General features: G+C 44.0%; 12 protein-coding genes. 3 read left to right on the forward strand and 9 right to left on the reverse strand.

The window, feature by feature from the left end; genetic code table 11:
• Nucleotides 1-6 precede the first annotated feature (6 nt).
• The 5 genes from trkA to V3V99_00235 form a co-directional block, all read right to left on the reverse strand.
• The gene (gene trkA / locus V3V99_00215; protein ID MEE9441079.1) at nt 7-1365 is read right to left on the reverse strand and encodes a Trk system potassium transporter TrkA; all 1359 of its coding nucleotides are present in this window, start codon (nt 1363-1365) and stop codon (nt 7-9) included.
• Nucleotides 1366-1553: 188 nt separating this feature from the next.
• The gene (locus V3V99_00220) at nt 1554-2969 is read right to left on the reverse strand and encodes a C1 family peptidase (protein MEE9441080.1); all 1416 of its coding nucleotides are present in this window, start codon (nt 2967-2969) and stop codon (nt 1554-1556) included.
• Nucleotides 2970-2998: 29 nt separating this feature from the next.
• Entirely contained in the window at nt 2999-5506 is a 2508-nt protein-coding gene (locus tag V3V99_00225) for a T9SS type A sorting domain-containing protein (GenBank protein ID MEE9441081.1), read from the reverse strand.
• A gap of 83 nt (nt 5507-5589) precedes the next feature.
• Nucleotides 5590-6783, reverse strand: coding sequence for a hypothetical protein (locus tag V3V99_00230; protein ID MEE9441082.1), 1194 nt, complete (start codon nt 6781-6783; stop codon nt 5590-5592).
• A complete protein-coding gene (locus tag V3V99_00235) occupies nt 6776-8020 on the reverse strand; it encodes an MFS transporter (protein MEE9441083.1) in 1245 nt (414 codons plus the stop codon). The genes V3V99_00230 and V3V99_00235 overlap by 8 nt, the downstream gene beginning before the upstream one ends.
• Nucleotides 8021-8241: 221 nt before the next feature.
• Here V3V99_00235 and V3V99_00240 point away from each other — a divergent pair, with 221 nt between their 5' ends.
• Together V3V99_00240 and V3V99_00245 are read left to right on the forward strand one after the other, a co-directional pair.
• The gene (locus V3V99_00240) at nt 8242-10803 is read left to right on the forward strand and encodes a hypothetical protein (GenBank protein MEE9441084.1); all 2562 of its coding nucleotides are present in this window, start codon (nt 8242-8244) and stop codon (nt 10801-10803) included.
• A 223-nt stretch (nt 10804-11026) separates the two neighbouring features.
• Nucleotides 11027-13609 carry a T9SS type A sorting domain-containing protein gene (locus V3V99_00245; GenBank protein MEE9441085.1) on the forward strand — a complete coding sequence of 861 codons (2583 nt, stop codon included), beginning with the start codon at nt 11027-11029 and terminating at the stop codon, nt 13607-13609.
• A 236-nt stretch (nt 13610-13845) separates the two neighbouring features.
• Here the strand turns inward: V3V99_00245 and V3V99_00250 are convergent, their stop codons facing one another.
• Entirely contained in the window at nt 13846-14865 is a 1020-nt protein-coding gene (locus tag V3V99_00250; GenBank protein MEE9441086.1) for a DUF3179 domain-containing (seleno)protein, read from the reverse strand.
• A gap of 127 nt (nt 14866-14992) precedes the next feature.
• On the opposite strand from V3V99_00250, the gene V3V99_00255 reads away from it, so the two are divergent.
• Nucleotides 14993-16129: an aminopeptidase gene (locus V3V99_00255; protein ID MEE9441087.1), complete on the forward strand. Its 1137-nt coding sequence runs from the start codon at nt 14993-14995 to the stop codon at nt 16127-16129.
• Nucleotides 16130-16171: 42 nt separating this feature from the next.
• On the opposite strand, the gene V3V99_00260 is transcribed toward V3V99_00255, so the two are convergent.
• The 3 genes from V3V99_00260 to V3V99_00270 are packed head-to-tail and all read right to left on the reverse strand — an operon-like array spanning nt 16172 to nt 19237.
• Nucleotides 16172-17020, reverse strand: a complete 849-nt coding sequence (locus V3V99_00260; protein MEE9441088.1) for a DMT family transporter — start codon at nt 17018-17020, stop codon at nt 16172-16174.
• 56 nt (nt 17021-17076) lie between these two features.
• Nucleotides 17077-17865, reverse strand: coding sequence for an SDR family oxidoreductase (locus V3V99_00265; protein MEE9441089.1), 789 nt, complete (start codon nt 17863-17865; stop codon nt 17077-17079).
• A 4-nt stretch (nt 17866-17869) separates the two neighbouring features.
• Complete coding sequence (locus tag V3V99_00270; GenBank protein MEE9441090.1) at nt 17870-19237, reverse strand: dipeptidase; 1368 nt, start codon at nt 19235-19237, stop codon at nt 17870-17872.
• Nucleotides 19238-19259 lie beyond the last annotated feature (22 nt).

The raw sequence follows: 19259 nt of genomic DNA on the forward strand, positions 1-19259 counted from the left end.
CAATAATCAATTTGTCGATTTAAATAGCTTGCGAATGGATGGTAGCAATGTGGTGTAAGCTATCGTAATAATATGGTCATTTCCTTCAAGAACCGTCTCACCATCCGGGATAATCATGGTGTCGCCGCGAATAATAATACCGATAATGGCGCCCTTTCGGATTTTTTTCCAGGCTTTTTTCAAAGGGATACCGACGACTTTGGAATTTTCCGGGATAGTCATACCCACCGCTTCAATCTCGGCGTCGCCCAGCCGGACAACGGAACCGAAATAACCGCGGCTGATAATTTGCATGATTTCTTTCGCGGCCGTTACCCGCGGATTGATGACATGATCAATCCCGATCGAATGAAACAGGTGATCCTGTTTTTCATCCATGGAAACGGCAATGACTTCCCGGGCGCCCTCAGATTTGGCCAATAGGGCTGATAACATATTATAATCGGCTTCATTGGAGGAGGCAATAAAAAAGTCGGCCCGATTAATATCCATCTCCTTTAATGTATCGGCCTCGGTACAATCGCCAAAAATCACATCAGTCTTACTGAGTTCGGCGGCCATTAATTCGGCATGTTCTTTATCGGGATCGGCCAATATTAAGGTGGGGACTTTTTCCTGGATAGCCGAAGCCAGCTGCATTGTGGATAAATTATTTCCGGTTATGATGACACGTTTCACCGGAGCCGGGGATTCATATATCAATTCCATGAATCGGGGCGCGACTTCGCGCGGGAATAGGGAAAACACCTTATCTCCAGCTTCTATGACAAATTCACCCGGTGGAATAATACCTTTGCCGTCTCGAATCACGGCAGCAACAAGAAAGATATTCGGTTCGATAAGGCCGCGAAGTTCGATTAGCGATTTACCCACTATCGGCATCCCGGCCACAATTTGGTAACCGCGTAAAAATATATTGCCGTCTTCAAAATTGACGGCTTCCCGGGCTCCGGGGGTATCTATATATTGAAGGATCGAATCGACGACGACCTGCTCGGGGAAAATAAATTGAGTAACTCCCAAATCTATCAGGCTGACATGCCGGTCCGGAGATATAAATTCGCGGTTGCGCAGTCGGGCAATGCGCTGAGTAACTCCATATTGCCGGGCGATACTGCAGACTAAGATATTTATTTCGTCAACGGGCGTGACGGCTATAACCATATCCGCATTTTCGATTCCGGCCTGTTGAAGAACAGTGGGCGAAGACCCCGATCCGGACAACACCTGCAGGTCCATTTTTTCCGCTATATGTTCAGCAATATCAGGTGTCTGCTCGATCAAGATAACGGTATGCTTGTCATGCAGCAATTGCCGAGCCAGGCTATAGCCGACTACTCCCCCGCCAACGATAACAATTCTCACACAATTCTCCGCGTTTAAAAACCCGGTCCGTCCGGTAAAGACCACAGCTTCACATGAATTCACAAATAAACTAAGACATTAGTAATCAATCTGTCAATATTAAATGACTGACATTTTGAGTCGATGGTAAATCAAAATAGACGCTATTAAAAAGGCGGCCGCGGGCCGCCTTTTTCGATATAAAGTGTTTAATTGTTTTCTCTAACGACTTCTCCCATGGGATCCCAGGGCGTCAGCATAATCGGTTTCGATTTTGAGATATCGAGCAAATCTTTTGATAAATACCGCTTGTGAATGATAACTCCATACATATAGCGATCGAACCAGTCATCATAAAGGTACCATTTTCCGTCGTCTCCCCGCTTGGAACCCCAGCTATTTTCAACCAGCCATTTGCTTGGAAAATTATCGACCGTATCGACTCCCATAAAAGCCATGGCATGGGTTGAGCCGATTAATCCCAGATGCATCAAATCTTCTCTGGGCAGATTGAATTCGAGCCCCAGGATAGATTCGTAATCGTATATGCCCAGCCTCATGATGCCTTTGTCGCTATAATTTTCCTGACCGATATCCATCGCAAACCAGACCGGCATAGAATCAAGAATAGATTTCATCGTATACATTTTCATCGTATCGATTGGCACGTTGACAATCATCAGATCTGGTTCATCATACATATTTCGACTCAGGGTCATGTTATAATTCAAATATAAGTCCTTACCGGGATAGTTAAACAACGCCACAAAATCATCAAGATCATCGCTGATGGCGGCTTTGAAGAAAGACTTGGGAGTATATGTTTCCGTTACGGTGCCTTCAACGGTGGTATCGGCTAATTCATGGCGCCAGGTAAATTCGGTCGGGGGCTGGCCCAGATGCAAAACCAGCAGTCGATAAGTTTCGGCGAGCATTTCTTCTTTTCTCTGCGACAAATCTTTTTCTGATATACCGTCCCGGGCCATGTTTCTCAATTCCATTCCAAATCCCTTAACAAGAAGTTTGAGGAATCCATTCATGCGTCCGGTTGCTGAGCTATTATGAGTTTCCGGCATTATTTCCTTGGGCGCCAAACCGTACTTTTTTACCAGCGCCGTAAAATAATTCCACCAGCCACCATCACCAATATTATCGCGCATAACCATTTCCATTTCGCGATCGTCAATAGGGCGATCGGCCAAATCAATCATCCTTTGCAGGAAGTAATTTGATTTCTCGAATTTATCCCAGAAATGGATATAATTTTGAGAAAACTCTAAATCTTTAACCTTTAGATTTTTCATAGCCTGGATGCGCAAGACATTGACTCCGGCAAATATCCAGCATCTTCCCGAGCTTTTCTGACTTGTTATATCGCTGGTTTTTATTTTGTGATTAACATGATTATTATGGGCAATCATCTTTTCCCGATTGACGGCAAATTCCTTGATGTCTTTATTGGCCAGAATATTACCGATTGTTTTATCCGTTTGTGTCATCGGTTTCGCCTGCAACTGGTCAATGAATTTTTCGGAAATCCCCCCATCATTTTTGGCAAGCGATGCTGTCGCTCCCATGATAATAAGCAGCCCCAACAAAAGAATTGCAGAAAGTTTTGAAGTCATAAAAACTCCTTTTAAGATCGAAAGATAATTTATTTCATGATAACGATTTTTCCGATTTGTTCTCCCATCTCCGATGAAACGGTATATATATATATTCCCGTGGTGATAGCTTGAGTATTACGCGAGATGACATTCCAGGTTTCGTGCTGGGCTTTGGGGCCGCCATCGGGCTTAAAATGTTTAATCTCCTTAACCAGATCGCCAGCCAGAGTAAATATCCTGATAGTACAAATTTTCGGCAAATTGATAAAGTGGATAGCCCGGGTACGTTCGGCGGAACGGGTGCGATCTCTATTTTCATATCCGGCCGAGGCATACCCGCCGTCAATCCGGTAAGGATTTGGATAGACCTGAACCTTTAGCGCTTCCTCCTCAACTAATTCCGCTGACGGCAAAGCGTAAGCTTGAACCGCGTTGAGATTCGGGGCTGATTCCATGGCCGAGAGGGCCGCTTTTCGGCTCCCAAAATCAAAAGCCGTAACCGAAACGTAATATGGTACCGAGGGTTGCAGATTATCTAAAACATACTCATATTCGTAGAACCTGTGATGACCATTTTCAGTTATGTCAGAAGGATCATCCGGGTCGGAATCGGCGTAAACCTTTCTTATGCCACGCGGCTTTGATAATGAGGATTGATTCCAATCCTGCGCACGAAAATAGAAAAAATTTCCATCTTTGGCATAAGAGTTATCCGGTGATAAGTACTGATTGGGATCGAATCCCGGTCCCAATAAAGCCGAGATAGATTCCCGTGATAGAGGAATATCGGATTGTTTCCAGGTCTGTAATCTTGTATCCCATGTGTACATATTGTAATTTTCGAGGTCATACGAAGTCACCAACACATAATCAGCTTCTCGATTATCTTCTCCAAAATACACCCGATAGCCTTCAAAATCTTTCAAGCCGGAGAAAACATCGACATTTGTTTCCGAAATCTCGCCATTCCAGCGGATACGAAGTTTTCCATATTCGGAGGTGACGTATAGCCTGGGCGGAGGTGGCGGAGCGGCGCCGCAAAAATCGGGAATCCCATCCCCGGTATAAAAATAGGCGGCTGAATCCATCGTTAACGAATCGATAACCCAGCGAACGCTGCCCGAGTCGCCGTCACCGTCGGTATCAACACCGGGATTATCAAATATCCAATTGGCCCACATTGCGTTTCGTCCGATATCCGATAAATCAAGTCTTTCCATGTAGGCGTATGGATTATAGGGATCCCAGGTATCAGAAAAATCCCTGGCCCGTACATGAAAGTTCTCACCGGCTACGTAGGCCAGAGTAATCGGCAGTGTATCTCCGGGCTGAATATCAAAAGGTCCAAAGGAAAATAAATAACGATTATCATAACCGTCGGCAAAATCGGTTGAGTATTGAGGCGGCCCCAACCATCCCTCCGCGGAATGATTGACGGCAGATTCAAATTGGTCATAATCAAATTCATCGTTTGACATGACATGATATTTATTTAGATCTCCGGAAGGCCGTCCCATTCCGGTTCCGAAATCTCGAAAAGGTCGTTCTTCCGAACCGGCTAACCGAGGTCCCCAATCGAGTGAGGGTTCGGGATGAGCAATCCACCAATTAAAAGAAAATCTTAAATCAGAGTTTGGAGTTCTGAGTAGTGAGGTACCGGTAACGCTGGTGGCTGAAGTGAAGTCGAAAATAAATCCGGCTTCAATGTTGGGATCGCCATCGTTATCGGCATTCCAGGCTATCCTCACGGTATCTTCAAAACCGGGAGGATTGAACGAGGGAATCGAATGCAGGTATCCGCATATATCATCTTCATATCCGCCTTGATGAGAAGCGTGATATACATCGGCATCGACATATAAGCCCAGGTAAAGCTCTTTTAACGGGAATCGGTTTATATTCCGAATGGAATAATCGAGAATAATGAAGTCCTCAGCATAATCGTAACTCCAGGCGTAACCGCGCTGGGTTACTTCCAGACCCAAAGGAATATGAGGCCTATTATCAACCGGGTCTTCGCCGGTCAAACTTCCGCTGGTATTGGTATCAGTGAAAACACAGATAAAGTCTTGCTCTGAAACGGCGTCTGGCAAATATTCATGCGAGGTACGCATATTGCTGCGACGAATAAAGGCTCCCCGTTCACCGGCATCGGGCCAGAATTCATTAACGTCATAATTTCCATCGGAGCCGACCGAGACCAGAGTGTCTCGCCCGACAATTGCCCCCGCCCATATTGCCGCAATATATAAATAAGTAATATCGGAGCCGGCCGGATATTCGCACGACGGGGCAGGACGGCCCGTCTCCGGATCAATATAGGTGTCGGCGAATCCGGTACCGAACATGCCGGAGTTAGTTATCGAGAGCCAGAGCTTATTTATTTTATGGACTTCAATGCCAAAATTAGGAAAATCATCCGCGGATGGTCTTAGAAAAGCGAGTTTGGAATTCTCTGAATATTCAAATTTAGATTTGGATTGACAGGGGTTGAGGAGTATAAGAGGAATAATGATTCCCGTTATCAATCCCCTGACAAAAGTCGCATTACTCAAGGATGCACCCTTTTTTCATTACACACTTTGAATTGTCAGGCCAATATAATGGGAATCATCCGGTGAAACAAGATGATATTTATCTATAAATCCTGCGATTTAATCATTGAAGATATAATACGAGCGGCTTGAGAAAAACCTGAATTTTCATATCTCCCCAATCCATTATTTATCATTCTCTCCAAATCACTATTATTTCTGAAATCGTTAACTAATTGATTGAAATTCCGAGCAGTAACATTATCCTTAATTTCATAAGCAACTCCTTGTTCAAGCGCGAATTCGGCATTCAGTGGGGCAAATGATCCGTAGTGTGGGCAAAGGATAAAGTGAGGGATTCCAAGGCCTGTCCCCCAATTAGTCCTTTCGTGCGCGGGAGCAACGAAAAAATCAATATGAGGAAACATCCTGGCTGTAGTTTCGTTTTCAATGTCTCTATTTTCGCTGTATAATATCTTCAGGTTTGATTCTATATTTAAGGAATCTGAGAATTCAATATCCGCGCGTTTGAAATGATTTGCCAGTCTGTACCTGAATTTTCTTGAATTTCCAGTGAAAATTATGACATCGTGGCCATGATTTAATAATGACTCTGCAATTAGGATGATCTTATTAATGTGCGCTGACGGATGCGCCCCGGAGGAGAATATCGCGGCGTGAAATTTATTTGTATTTCTTAATCTTTCCAGGCGCGATTCAATTGTAGTCCTTAAACAGGAAATTAGTCTGTTTTCAATACATTGCCCGACGATGGTAATATTATTTGATCGAACTCCGGCGTTTGTGAATTTATCTGCGGTAAATTGTAACGGGACAATTATTTTCCGGCAGTTTTTAACGATGGCTTCATCGGGAACGACTAATTCACCGTGTTGGTAAACAACATTAAATCGAGGGCTGAGAATCTGAGCGAGGATAGGATGAGCAACGATTACTAATCCTGAAAAATCTTTAAGACGTTCAATTATTTTTTTGCCCAAAATCCGTGATAAAAAAGTATTTCCCTTTCCCGGCTTTAAGTTATTTCTTAGCATGTTATATATTCTTGAAATAATTCCTCCTCGGGCCCCCAGGTAATAGATTGTGCGAATTATTTTCCAGAATAATAAAGACATTCCCGATGAAAGCGTGAATACATCGGTTCTATGGTATTTTATATCCGGGTATTTTGTTTCAAGTATTTCGATAATGCCGTCAAGATATGTCGGATGTCCTCTTCCAATTTCAGTATATAGAAGGAAAACCGAGCATTTTTTTACGCTGCTTACTTCAGGCACTTGCTACGCTTCCTTTTTCGGCTTTCGAACCATTATTTACTGAGGCCGAAATTTTTCTTTCAAATTTCATATAGAGAATTCCCGCAGAAGCCGAGAAGCATGAAATAACAATCCACATGTAGGTCTGATTGTATGTAAAGGCATCGAGTAGAAATCCTCCCAGGGTGGGCCCCAATGACCAGCCTAATGTTTGGAACATGCCGAATATGCCCATGTATCTTCCATAATATCCGGGAGACGACAAATTAGCTACGATGGTTACCGAGGGCGGTGAGACAATAATTTCGGCCAGAGTTATCACAACCATGCATATAATCAGGCATATAAAGCTGGTCGCGAATCCGACACTAAAATATCCGATCGTATATATCCAGGCCCCCAGGGCTAATTGCCTCGTTAAGCGAAACTTTTTTAACGCATCTGAAATAGGATATTGGAGGAAAACTACCATGGCTCCGTTAATTAAATAAAGAATTCCCAAATCCTGTTTGGTAATACCGATTGTATCCGTGCTGTAAACGGATAGGGCGGCAATTAACTGGGCCACCGCGAGAAAAAGAATTAGGGATATGACGCAATATTCAAAAAGCTTTTTATCCTTGCTGATATTAAATATGTCTTTCAAATTAAAATCGGATTGCCGGGATCGGGACTGAATAGGGACATCTCGCAAAAATACCATAAAAAACAGACCGGATAAAAGCGCCATAACTCCGGAGCATAAAAATAGAGTCGCATACGATTTTTGCGCGATAAATCCTCCGGCCGCCGGACCGATGGCCCAACCCAGGTTACCGCCAATTCGCAAAAAAGCGTAAGCCGAAATCCGTTGTTCTTTTTTAACCAGGTCGGCGACCATGGCGTTGGCCGCGGGATGTACGAAAGCACCCAAAATGTAGTTAAGACCGATTATTGAGCCGATAACCCAAAATCCTTTGCCCATAGCGATCGCGATTGCAACCCCTGCAAAAGTGAAGGAACGCAATATTTGCGACCAGGCCATAAGCGGGACTCGACCCAACCGATCCGACAACTCACCTGCCACGGGCTGAGGCAATGTTCTGAGAATCGCGGAAAACCCAAAAAATAAGCCTATCGCCCCCATTGACATATGGAGTTCCTGAAAGAAATAAATGGTCATAAAGGGAATGACCATGGCAAATCCGGCCGATGTGACGAACCACCCTACCCCAAGAATATAGACACGGGAATCAAATCCGTAAAATTTTGCAAACATTTTCAAGAGTGATGTCTTCCTCCAGGTTGCTATTATACCGTCAAATCAGGGATAAAGCGAGTAAGATTTATATCAGAAATTTGTAAAAAAATTACGTTTGGCACTTGCCTGTCAAAGGATAAATAATTATTATAAGTTTCTGTTTTACAAAATGACAGCCAAATGCGTCATTATATTGAGAGGTATGAAAATTATTGTCACTTCTATATTGAGGGATTAGTATGCGACAGCGAAACTTTCTTGCGGTATTGGGAATAATACTTTTTATTTCCCTTGGTTTAATAAGCGTCGGTAATTCCAGAGCGCTTTATGATTTGAATGAAAATCCCGGAATCATGTCACCCAGACCAAATGTCGATTTGCCGAATAAGCAATTCGTGGTGCATAATATTGGCAAATTGGCCATGACGATAACTAACTTTGGGACTTTTGGTACCGGTTATGTAAGCGGTACTTGCGATGGAGAAATATGCCCTTCCGCGGAATATCCTATCAACTCGGATATTGAGTATTTATTTACGGCCTCTTTTTGGATTGGAGCGGTTGTCGGACGAGACACTTTGGTTTCTATTGGGGCTGATGGCTGGGCTCAACAAGTTACGGAATTATTGCCTGATCCCGGTGATGCCGGTGCTATCCAATTTCGATCGAATATTCCGTCGCGCTCCGACTATAGCCCTGACGCGGTTTCGGAACAGGATTATATTTGTGTTTTCACAGATACTAATGTTGATCAAGCCGGAGTAGATGGAAATGATAATAGGCCGCATATTCCATTGAATGTGTCGATTACGCAATCAACGTACGCCTGGAGTTATGATTATGCCGAAGATTTCGTTCTTTTCGACTATAAAATAGCCAATATGGGAATATTCCCGATTTCTGACCTTTATATAGCTGTTTATGTTGATGCTGACGTTTGGCATGCTGCAAACCAACAAAACGGCCACACTGATGACATTTGCGGATTTCGTCGGACAGTTGATATGGCGCCAGGATTTGGATTTGATCTGGATACGGTCAATATTGCCTATATCGCCGATAACGATGGTGACCCGGTTCGATCAGGCGGACAGTTGGTGTGGGATTTCAGATCTCCGGTCGCGGCAACGGGAACAAGAGTTATCCGAACTCCTAATGAAGATTTAAAATACGGTTTTAACTGGTGGGTTTCAAATGGGGATCCGGCGCTTGATTTTGGTCCTCGTATGGCTGGGACTGACGATGATCCATTTTATATATTTGGACCGCATCTCGGCACCCCTAATGGCGACCGGGTAAAATATCATGTTATGAGCCATGAGGAATTTGATTACGATCAATTGTATAGCGCTGTGAGCAAACCTGACGAGGGATTTTTGCCTCCGCCACAGCCCAGTCTGGCGATTAATATCGCAGATGGATTTGATACTCGTTATCTGCTTTCGTTTGGACCTTTTGATGTCGCATCTGGAGATACTTTACCGGTAACGCTGGCATATTTGGCGGGCGATAGTCTTCATTCGGAGCCCGCGGATTTTGGACTGCATTTCGACGCATATAATCCCGAGGTTTTTTCTAATACGTTGGATTTTAGCGATTTTGGGAAAAACGCCCGCTGGGCCGACTGGGTCTTTGATAATCCCGGTTATGATACCGATGGCGATTTGGATTCAGGAAGATATAATTGGTCGTGCCAGGGTACTGATTCAACATTATATTTTCCCGAAGATGAAACTCCTGATGACTCTCTCTTGCCCAGGTGTACAAAAATATATTATAAAGGAGATGGCGTTCCTGACTTCAGAGGCGCCGCTCCGCCGCCGCCCCCTGTGATTACAGCTATTCCTGAACACGGAAAGATTACATTGCGCTGGAACGGAGAAATGTCTCAGAACTCTATCGATGTATTTTCCGGGAAAAAGGACTTCGAGGGATTTAGAGTATATTATTCACTTTCTGACCGCGTGTCTGATTTCGTCCTGTTAACTTCATTTGATGTTGATGACTACAAACGATTTGAATATAACGAAATTCTTCAGGTCTGGGAGCAAACGAGTGTTCCTTTTACTCGCGATAGCTTGGAAACGCTCTATGGGCGGGGATTTGAGCCTTTAGATTACTTTGACGAATCCAACCGCTTTGAAGATCCGACCACTAATCAATTTATGTATTTCGCCCCTCAGGACTGGAATCAATCGGATTTATCCAATCCTGACTTGATACATCGAATATATCCCAACTCTTCCAGGGATGATCAGTCGGATACTACAGATGAGGGATGGCTTAGATATTATGAATACGAATATGTAATTGACAATCTTCAGCCATCAGTACCTTACTATTTCTCGGTTACAGCGTTTGATTATGGTTCTTTGAAGGTTGATTTGGGAGCTCTGGAATCATCTCCGCTGGTTAATGCCGTTCAGGATTTCGCGTTAACATCCGCAGAGGAAGTTGAGAAGGAAGGCATGGATGTAATTGTTTATCCCAATCCTTACCGGATCGATGGAGGATATGCCGCATCCGGATATGAAAACCGTGACCGAACCAAATCTGCCGAGCGCACTCGCGTCATTAACTTTGCAAACCTGCCAAAATTGTGTAAAATCAGGATTTATTCCATTGATGGTGATTTAATTAAGCAATTTGATCACTACTATCCTGATGGAGGTCCCGGCTCACAGCATGAAACCTGGGATGTTATCAGCAGAAATACACAAGCGGTTGTCACCGGCATTTACTTGTGGCATGTGGAATCGGATATGGGGGATCAGATCGGAAAACTGGTCATCATGAAATAAATAATAAGGCATAACTAATTAGTAAAACCAGCCCTGCGGGGTTGGTTTTTTTTATTTAGGTCATTTTAACGATCCATCCTTAATATCGTATTCGAGTTAAAGTGCGCGAAATGCGGTCAAAAACAGCTTGATTCGACAATAATCAAGTATTAGATTGTTGATGCGCAATAAATGAGCTTTAGGCTAGCGCTCAATTTCTTATTATTGAAAAGGTGTGTGACAGATGCTACAAAAAAATACTACTTCAAGTTTTCTTTTTGCTATCTTCCTCACAATTTATTCGACAAGTATGGTATTTGGCCGGGCAGAATTCGGTCCCCAGCCAGGATTTAATAGTAATCCTGCCTTAAGGCCAACCGTCGAAAATCCAAACACACAATACGCTTATCATAATATTGGCAAGCTTGGAATGACCATTACCAATTATGGGACTTTTGGAATTGGCGATGACGGTTTTTTATGCGACGGCGAGCCCTGCCCCAACGCAGAATTTCCAATTAATTCCGATCTTGAGTATCTCTACGCCGGAGCTCTTTGGATTGGAGCCATTGTTGGCCGTGATACGTTGGTTTCAACCGGTTCCGACGGCTGGGTACGAGGTATGCGCGAATTACTCCCCGATCCGGGACCTTCCGGAGCAATTATCGCGCGATCAAATCTTTCCTCCAGAAATGAATATCATATTGACGCTGTTTCCGAGCAGGATTTTATTTGTACTTTTACCGATACAAATATTCGCCTGCCGGGCGCGGATCCTTATGAAAACCGACCGCATGTTCCGTTAAATATTGCTGTCAAGCAAAGCAGTTATGCCTGGAGTTATGATTACGCTGAGGATTTCATTCTATTTGATTATCAGATTACCAATATCGGTATTTTTCCCATTCGGGAAATGTATATCGCTGTTTATATTGATGCCGATGTTATCCATCTTTCCGAACAGGCCGGACACATCGACGATATTTGCGGTTTTCGTGATACGGTTGCCATGCCACCGGGATTTGGATTTGATCTGGATACGGTCAACATAGCCTGGATCGCGGATAATGACGGCAATCCGATCAGGTCGGGCGGTAACTTGGTTTGGGATTTCAGGTCACTAATCGCCGCTACCGGAACAAGAGTGGTTCGTTCGCCCAATATTGATCTAAACTATAGCTTTAACTGGTGGATTTCGAATGGGGTTGCGACGCTTGATTTTGGGCCGCGTATGGCCGGAACTGACGACAATCCATTCAGAGATTTTGGAGGCGGCGGTCACGTGGGTACGCCGACTGGAGATAAAAACAAATATTATGTGATGTCACAACCTGAATTTGACTATGATCAACTATTTTCTGCCGTAAATCACAGCGGAGAAGGATATCTTCCTCCTCCGCGACCCGGTCAGGCTATTGATTTTGCGGACGGTTTTGACACGCGATATCTGCTATCATTTGGGCCTTTCGACATCAATCCGGGTGACACATTACCGGTGACTCTCGCTTATCTTGCGGGTGATGAGGTTCATCAATCGCCTGATAATTTCGCGGAATATTTTGACGCCTATAATCCGGATGCCTTCTATAATACACTCAGTTTTGATGACTTCGGGAAAAATGCCCGGTGGGCGGCGTGGGTATTTGACAATCCCGGATACGATACCGATGGAGACCTGGATTCGGGCCGTTATAACTGGTCATGCGCGGGAACCGATTCGATCATTTATTTTACCGAAGATGAGATGCCTCCTGATAGCATGCTGCCCGACTGCCGGAAGGTGTATTATGCAGGAGACGGGGTTCCCGATTTTCGCGGAGCGGCACCGCCGCCCCCTCCGGAGATTAAAGTCATAGCGGGCAAGGGAGAAGTTACTATTCGATGGAATGGACAGCGCAGCGAAAATTCGATTGATGTTTTTTCGGGCAAAAAGGATTTTGAGGGATATCGCGTTTATTATTCTCTTACTGACCAGGAATCCGATTTTGTATTATTGACTTCTTTTGATGTGGATGACTATAAGAAATTTATATATAGCGAACTTCGTCAGAGCTGGGAGCGATCGGAGGAGGAGGAGGATCCTCCTGTCTTCACTCGCGATTATCTGGAAAAGCTATATGGCCAGGGCTTTGAACCTTTGGATTACTATGACGAGTCCAAATACTTTGTCGATCCGACCAGAAATCAATTTATGTATTTTGTCCCCCAGGACTGGAATCAATCGGATTTGTCCAATCCCAATCTTATTCACCGGGTTTACCCCAATGCATCGAAAAGCGATCCGACTGACACTACCGATGAAGGCGGGATGAGATATTATGAATATGAGTATGTGATTAGGAATTTACAGCCTTCCATCCCTTATCATTTTTCTGTCACCGCTTTTGATTATGGTTCTTTGAGTTTTGATCTGGGAGCCCTGGAATCATCGCCGCTGGTAAACGCCGTCGAGGATTTCCCGCTTCCCTCCAGCGAAGAAGTTGAGGAAAACTCGCTGAATGTTTCGGTCTATCCAAATCCGTATCGTATTGACGGTGGTTACGCCGCCGCCGGTTATGAAAATCGTGACAGGACCAAATCCGCCGAAAGGACAAGGGTAATTAATTTTTCTAATTTACCAAAAATCTGTACGATTCGGATATATTCAATAGATGGTGATCTGATTAAGGAAATAGAGCATTATCACCCCGAAGGCGGTCCGGGAACTCAGCATGAAGTATGGGATGTCATCAGCCGCAATACGCAAACGGTTGTCACCGGCATTTACTTTTGGCATGTGGAATCGGATATGGGAGATCAGATTGGAAAACTGGTTATTATGAAATAGCTATTTGAGAATAATTAAAAAAAGCCGGTATTTTATCGGCTTTTTTTATGCCCAACCATACAATTCCTGATAAGAATATGCATATTAACACCTTGAGGGCGAACAGTTTTTTATGGAATTTTCAAAACATAAATTAAAAACGCAACCTTAAGGCGGCAATTTGCGTCTAAGTAAATGAGAAGGGTTTGACAGAAAAAGGCCGCGGTTCGATTCGATTCGAACTGCGGCTTTTAATTTTATGGCGTATATACGTCAGTTGACGGGAAAAACGATTTCCAGGCAAACCAAAAAGCAGTAATAACCGGATGGCTATCCAGTTTTTTCCCGGATACTTGAATTATCCTATCAAATTTCAATTCACCAAAATTTTCATCGCCGGTTTGTAATATCGTTGTATTCCGATCCGGGAATGAAACGGCTAAATCCTTGAGATGATCCGGAATTTTGTATCCCGCGACGGTATTATCTTCTCCCCCTATAAGCATAATCTTCTGATCTCCGAGAGTGGCAATAATAACGCGTTTTTCATTAAGATACTCGCTTTTGACGGCCAGTCTTGCGGTGCTTGATTGCAGGCCGTAAATAATATCTTTGGACGCGAAAGTTGAGTCATCAAAAGTATTGCCGAAAATTCCGATTTTATTATTATCCACGAAGTACTTTTCATAAACAGATTTGTCGCCGCCTCTTTCCGGCTTTTTCAAAAATTCAATTCCGGGTATTTCAAGCGCGGATTTGAAAATTGTCATACCGGAGGGAAAAAGGGTTAGCTTTTTACCTTGCATCTCCCCTTTAATGCATTCCCCGGTTATCTGCGACCAGAGCGAACCGGTTTGATCGTCTTCCATGACAAGAGCGTCTCGCCATAATCGTCCGGAGGCTTCAAACGTTAGAGTTTTCCCATCGATCTCTGCGGCATAAACTATGCCGGTGTAGCAGAGCGGTCACCAGGTAGCGGTGATTGCCTTTCCGGCGATGCGATCGTTGACGATTTCATGATGGTCAAGATGCCAAATGGAATAGGCATGAGTTTCATCTCCCGAACTGACTATCATAACAGGTTCGTTATCAAAATAAAACTCCTTTGCCTGCTCCTGAGATATGTATTCGGGATTATAAATGCCGGGGATCATGCCTTTTTCCAATACAATATACATGGTGTGTCCATTGACCATTTCCGTTTTCACGTCCCGTTGAGCCATGGATATACCTCCAAGAATAAACAAGCACAATAACAGAAGGTTGATGTACTTCATAACGCCTCGCTTTCTCTGAATTTATTACGTCGCATCCATAGATTCATTGAGATATTTGGGGATATAAGTTGCCTTCATCCCGATAATCTACTATTATTGAGCCTAAAATCAACAACAGAGGTACATAATGAAAGATAAACGCAATGAAATTCTCGCCAAAAGCCTAATCCATTATTCATGCAAGCTTAAAAAAGGCGAAAAGATAATGATTGAAGTCAAGGGTAAGGAAACTCTTGAACTCGCAAAAGAATTGATTAAGGAAACGACTAAAATCGGCGCCATACCGTTTTGGTATTATAATGATGAATCCCTCCAGAGAAACTGGATAATGGGCGCGTCCGAAAATCAATTTACAGCATTCGGAAAACTTCATCTTAAACTAATGAAGGAATTCGACGCCTATTTGGGCCTGCGCGGTTCGGACAATCCGTTTGATCTGGCTGACGTTCCGGGAAAACAAATGAACATGAATAAAATGCATTATTATAAGCCGGTGCATCTCGAGCAACGGGTCAAAAGAACTCGTTGGTGCGTTCTGCGATATCCCAATAATGCCATGGCACAATTGGCCGAAACCAGTCAGGAGACTTTTGAAAAATTCTACTTTGATGTCTGTTGCCTGGATTACGCCAGGATGTCGAAAGCGATGACTCCCCTGGTGAATAAGCTTCGTAAAACGAATATGGTTCGCATTGTCGCACCCGGAACCGATTTGAATTTTTCGATTAAAGGTATTGGGGTTGTTAAGTGCGATGGCGAGCGCAATATTCCGGACGGCGAGGTTTATACCGCTCCGGTCAAAGACAGCGTCAATGGTTATATTACCTATAACACACCGTCATTGACCGAGGGGATAACTTTTGAGAATATTAAATTTGAGTTCAGAAACGGAAAGATTGTCCATGCCGAATGCGACAATCATACCAAAAAGCTCAATGAGATTCTGGATACCGATAAAGGTGCTCGCTATATTGGTGAGTTTGCAATCGGCGTCAATCCGTTTATACTGCATCCGATGAAAGACACCCTCTTCGACGAGAAAATTGCGGGTTCATTCCACTTCACTCCCGGACAATGTTACGATGAAGCTCCCAACGGCAACAAATCCGCCATTCATTGGGATTTAGTCCAGATTCACCGCAAGGAGTACGGCGGCGGAGAAATTTATCTTGACGGAAAGCTATTCCGCAAGAACGGGATATTTGTTGACAAAAAGCTCGAGAAATCATTTTCAGCTTCGGCACTCAGAAGCAAAGGTATTTAATAATTATGTAAAAATGAGCGGTTCGGATTCAATCCGGATCGCTCATTTGACTAATTGCGTAACTGTCACACCTGCGATAATTATCATACCACCGAGAATAAATAATCCGCTGATTGATTCTCCCAGAATATAATAACCCAATATCGCGGCGATTATCGGTTGAATATTGACGAGAACAGCCGCCCGGCTGGCCTCCATGTACTTTAAAAACCAGTACCAGATACTATAACCGATTACCGAAGTCATAATTGAAATGTACAACAGTCCCCACCAACCGTAAGCGTCGATGTTTGATAGATCGGCTGTGACAGCACGCCAGATTCCGATCGGGAAATAGATAATTGCTCCGGCTCCGATCGAATAAGCGGTAATTCGAAAGGCTCCGTATTTTTGGACCAATGGTTTTCCATAGACGGTATAATATCCCCATGCGACCACGGCGATTAATATGATGATATTGCCAAGGAGTATATTATCGCTGAAATCAATAATATCTTCTCCAAAGATTAACGCCGCGCCGGCGACAGTTAGCAAAATACCCAGTCCTTTTTTGAGCGACCATTTTTCACCCAGATGCCGCATGGCCATCAAATAGACGAAGACCGGAGTCGTCGCGAATAGAATACCGCCGTGGGCCGCGGTTGTGAATTTTTGCCCAACAAGATACAAAGTTTGATTGAGCATGATTATTACCAGGCCGAGGATGATAATTTTTTTCTTATCGGCAGAAGTTATAGGAATGGATTTCCCGTTTTTACTTATACGAATCGCGATTGAACACAATATCGTAGCCGAAATACAATAGCGGAAAAAAGCCACCGCCAGCGGATCGGTTTGAAGTAAAACATATCGGGCGGCAATGAAAGTACCACCCATAATAGTCTGGTGCACCAGCGCTATTGCCAGAAGCAGCGATAGCGACGGACTGCCGAAAGATCTCGATATATTCAGATTATCCCTGCCGATCGACCGCCGTCGGCGGCAATGGCAGTCCCGGTAATATAGGCCGCCTGCTGAGAAGCCAAAAATGTTATCAAAGCGCCTAACTCTTCCGGTTTGCCCAGCCGCTTGACTGGAACGGTTTGTTGCCAGCTATTATATATTTCTTCCCGAGATTTGCCGGTCTGTTCATTTATCTCTTTGGCAAAATAATCGAGTCGATCAGTGGCGGTATATCCGGGAAGGACGGTATTGACCGTTATGCCGTTTTCTGCAATTTCCAATGAGAGAGTTTTTGCAAAACCGAGTAATCCTGCCCGGTACGAGTTTGAAAGCATCAGATTGGGAACCGGTTGTTTGGCGGCCATTGATGTGATAAGGATAATACGGCCGAATTTTCGTTCTTTCATTCCCGGCAGGACACTCTGGATCAATCGAATGGTTGACATAAACGTCAAGTTATAAGCCAATTCCCATTCCTTTTCGGTCAGGTTTTCATGAGTCCCCAGGGGAGGTCCTCCACAATTCGTGACGAGAATATCTATTTTGCCAAAATGCGCTTCTGTCCTATCAATCAAAGTCTTAATCTGACTTTCCTTGGAAAGATCACACATAATCGGTAGAACTTTATTAGTGTCTTTGGAGAGCGATATCGCCGCTTTATCGATTCGTTCCTGATTGCTGGAACAGATAGCAAGACGGGCGCCTTCTTCAAATAATGTTTTCGCGGCAGCGAAACCTAATCCGGCTGACGCCCCCGCTACCAGAGCTACTTTGTCATGTAGTTCAAAATCCATAATATTAAACCTTAACTTTCGCTAATTCTTCAAGCAGAGCCGCGGAAGTACGGCATCCTAAATGAAAATCAGATATCCTGAATCTCTCATTGGGTGAATGGGCATTGTCATCCTTTTGCCCGAAACCGACGAGCAGCGTTTCAAGCCCCAAAACGGTTTTGAATGTTTCCACGATTGGAATCGATCCGCCCTCTTTGGTAAAGAAGGGTTCTTTTCCAAAACCGGTCTTTATGGCTCGAGCCGCGGCATCGAGCCAGGGGCCTTCGGTCGGAACCTGAACCGGACGGCCGCCGCCATGTTTGACTATTTCAAGTTTAGCCGTGTCGGGACAAATTTTCATTAAATAAGTCTCAATTTTATCGCATATGTCATCCGGCTCCATATCCGGTACCAAACGCATGGTTATTTTGGTTGATGCCCACGAAGGAATGATTGTTTTGGCCCCTTCTCCCTGATACCCACCAGTTATGCCGTTACAATCGAGAGTCGGGCGCACCCAATTTCGTTCCAGAATTGTGAATTCTTTTTCGCCCCAGAGTTTATTGACGCCGGTCGAGGCCTTATAGTCGTTTTCATCAAATGGAAGTTTATCGAATTCAGCTTTTTCCCAATCACTCATGGTATAGGTATCATCATAAAAACCGTCAATCATTATTTTACCGTTATCGTCATGAAGCTGCGCTATTATTTGGGCCAGCATATGAATCGGATTGGCGATGGCTCCTCCGTAACCGCCTGAATGCAGGTCTTTGTCCGGCCCGATAATTTTGACTTCAACAAAGGCTATTCCGCGCAACCCAAAAGTTATAGCCGGCATACCAATTCCATACTGGGCGCTGTCGGAAACCAATACTATATCGGCTTTGAGTTTATCTTTATATTTTTCGACAAACACCGGAAGATTTTCCGAGGCGACTTCTTCTTCACCTTCAATCAAAAACTTCACATTCATGGGAAGAGAACCAACAGTTTTGAGATATGATTCCACTCCCTTAAAATGTGTAAACAATTGTCCTTTGTCATCGGTCGAGCCTCGGGCGCAAAGATAACCGTCTTTTTCGATCGGATCAAACGGACCGGAATGCCAGAGATCCAAAGGTTCGGGAGGTTGAACATCGTAATGCCCGTATATTAAAACGGTCGGCGCGCCGTCAGCCTGACAATGCTCGCCATAAACCACCGGATGCCCGCCGGTTTCCATGATTTCAGATTTGATGCCGATATCATTCATATATCCTGCAACCCATTCGGCGCATTTTATCATATCATCGTTGTAAGCTGACTGAGCGCTGACGCTCGGTATCCGCAGAAGCTCTTTTAATTGTTCCAAAGAATTAGATTCTTGTTCTTTCAGGTAATCCAACGGGATCATAGATATTCTCCTTTTGAACGAA

The organism is Candidatus Zixiibacteriota bacterium (assembly GCA_036480375.1).
Classification (GTDB): domain Bacteria; phylum Zixibacteria; class MSB-5A5; order GN15; family JAAZOE01; genus JAZGGI01.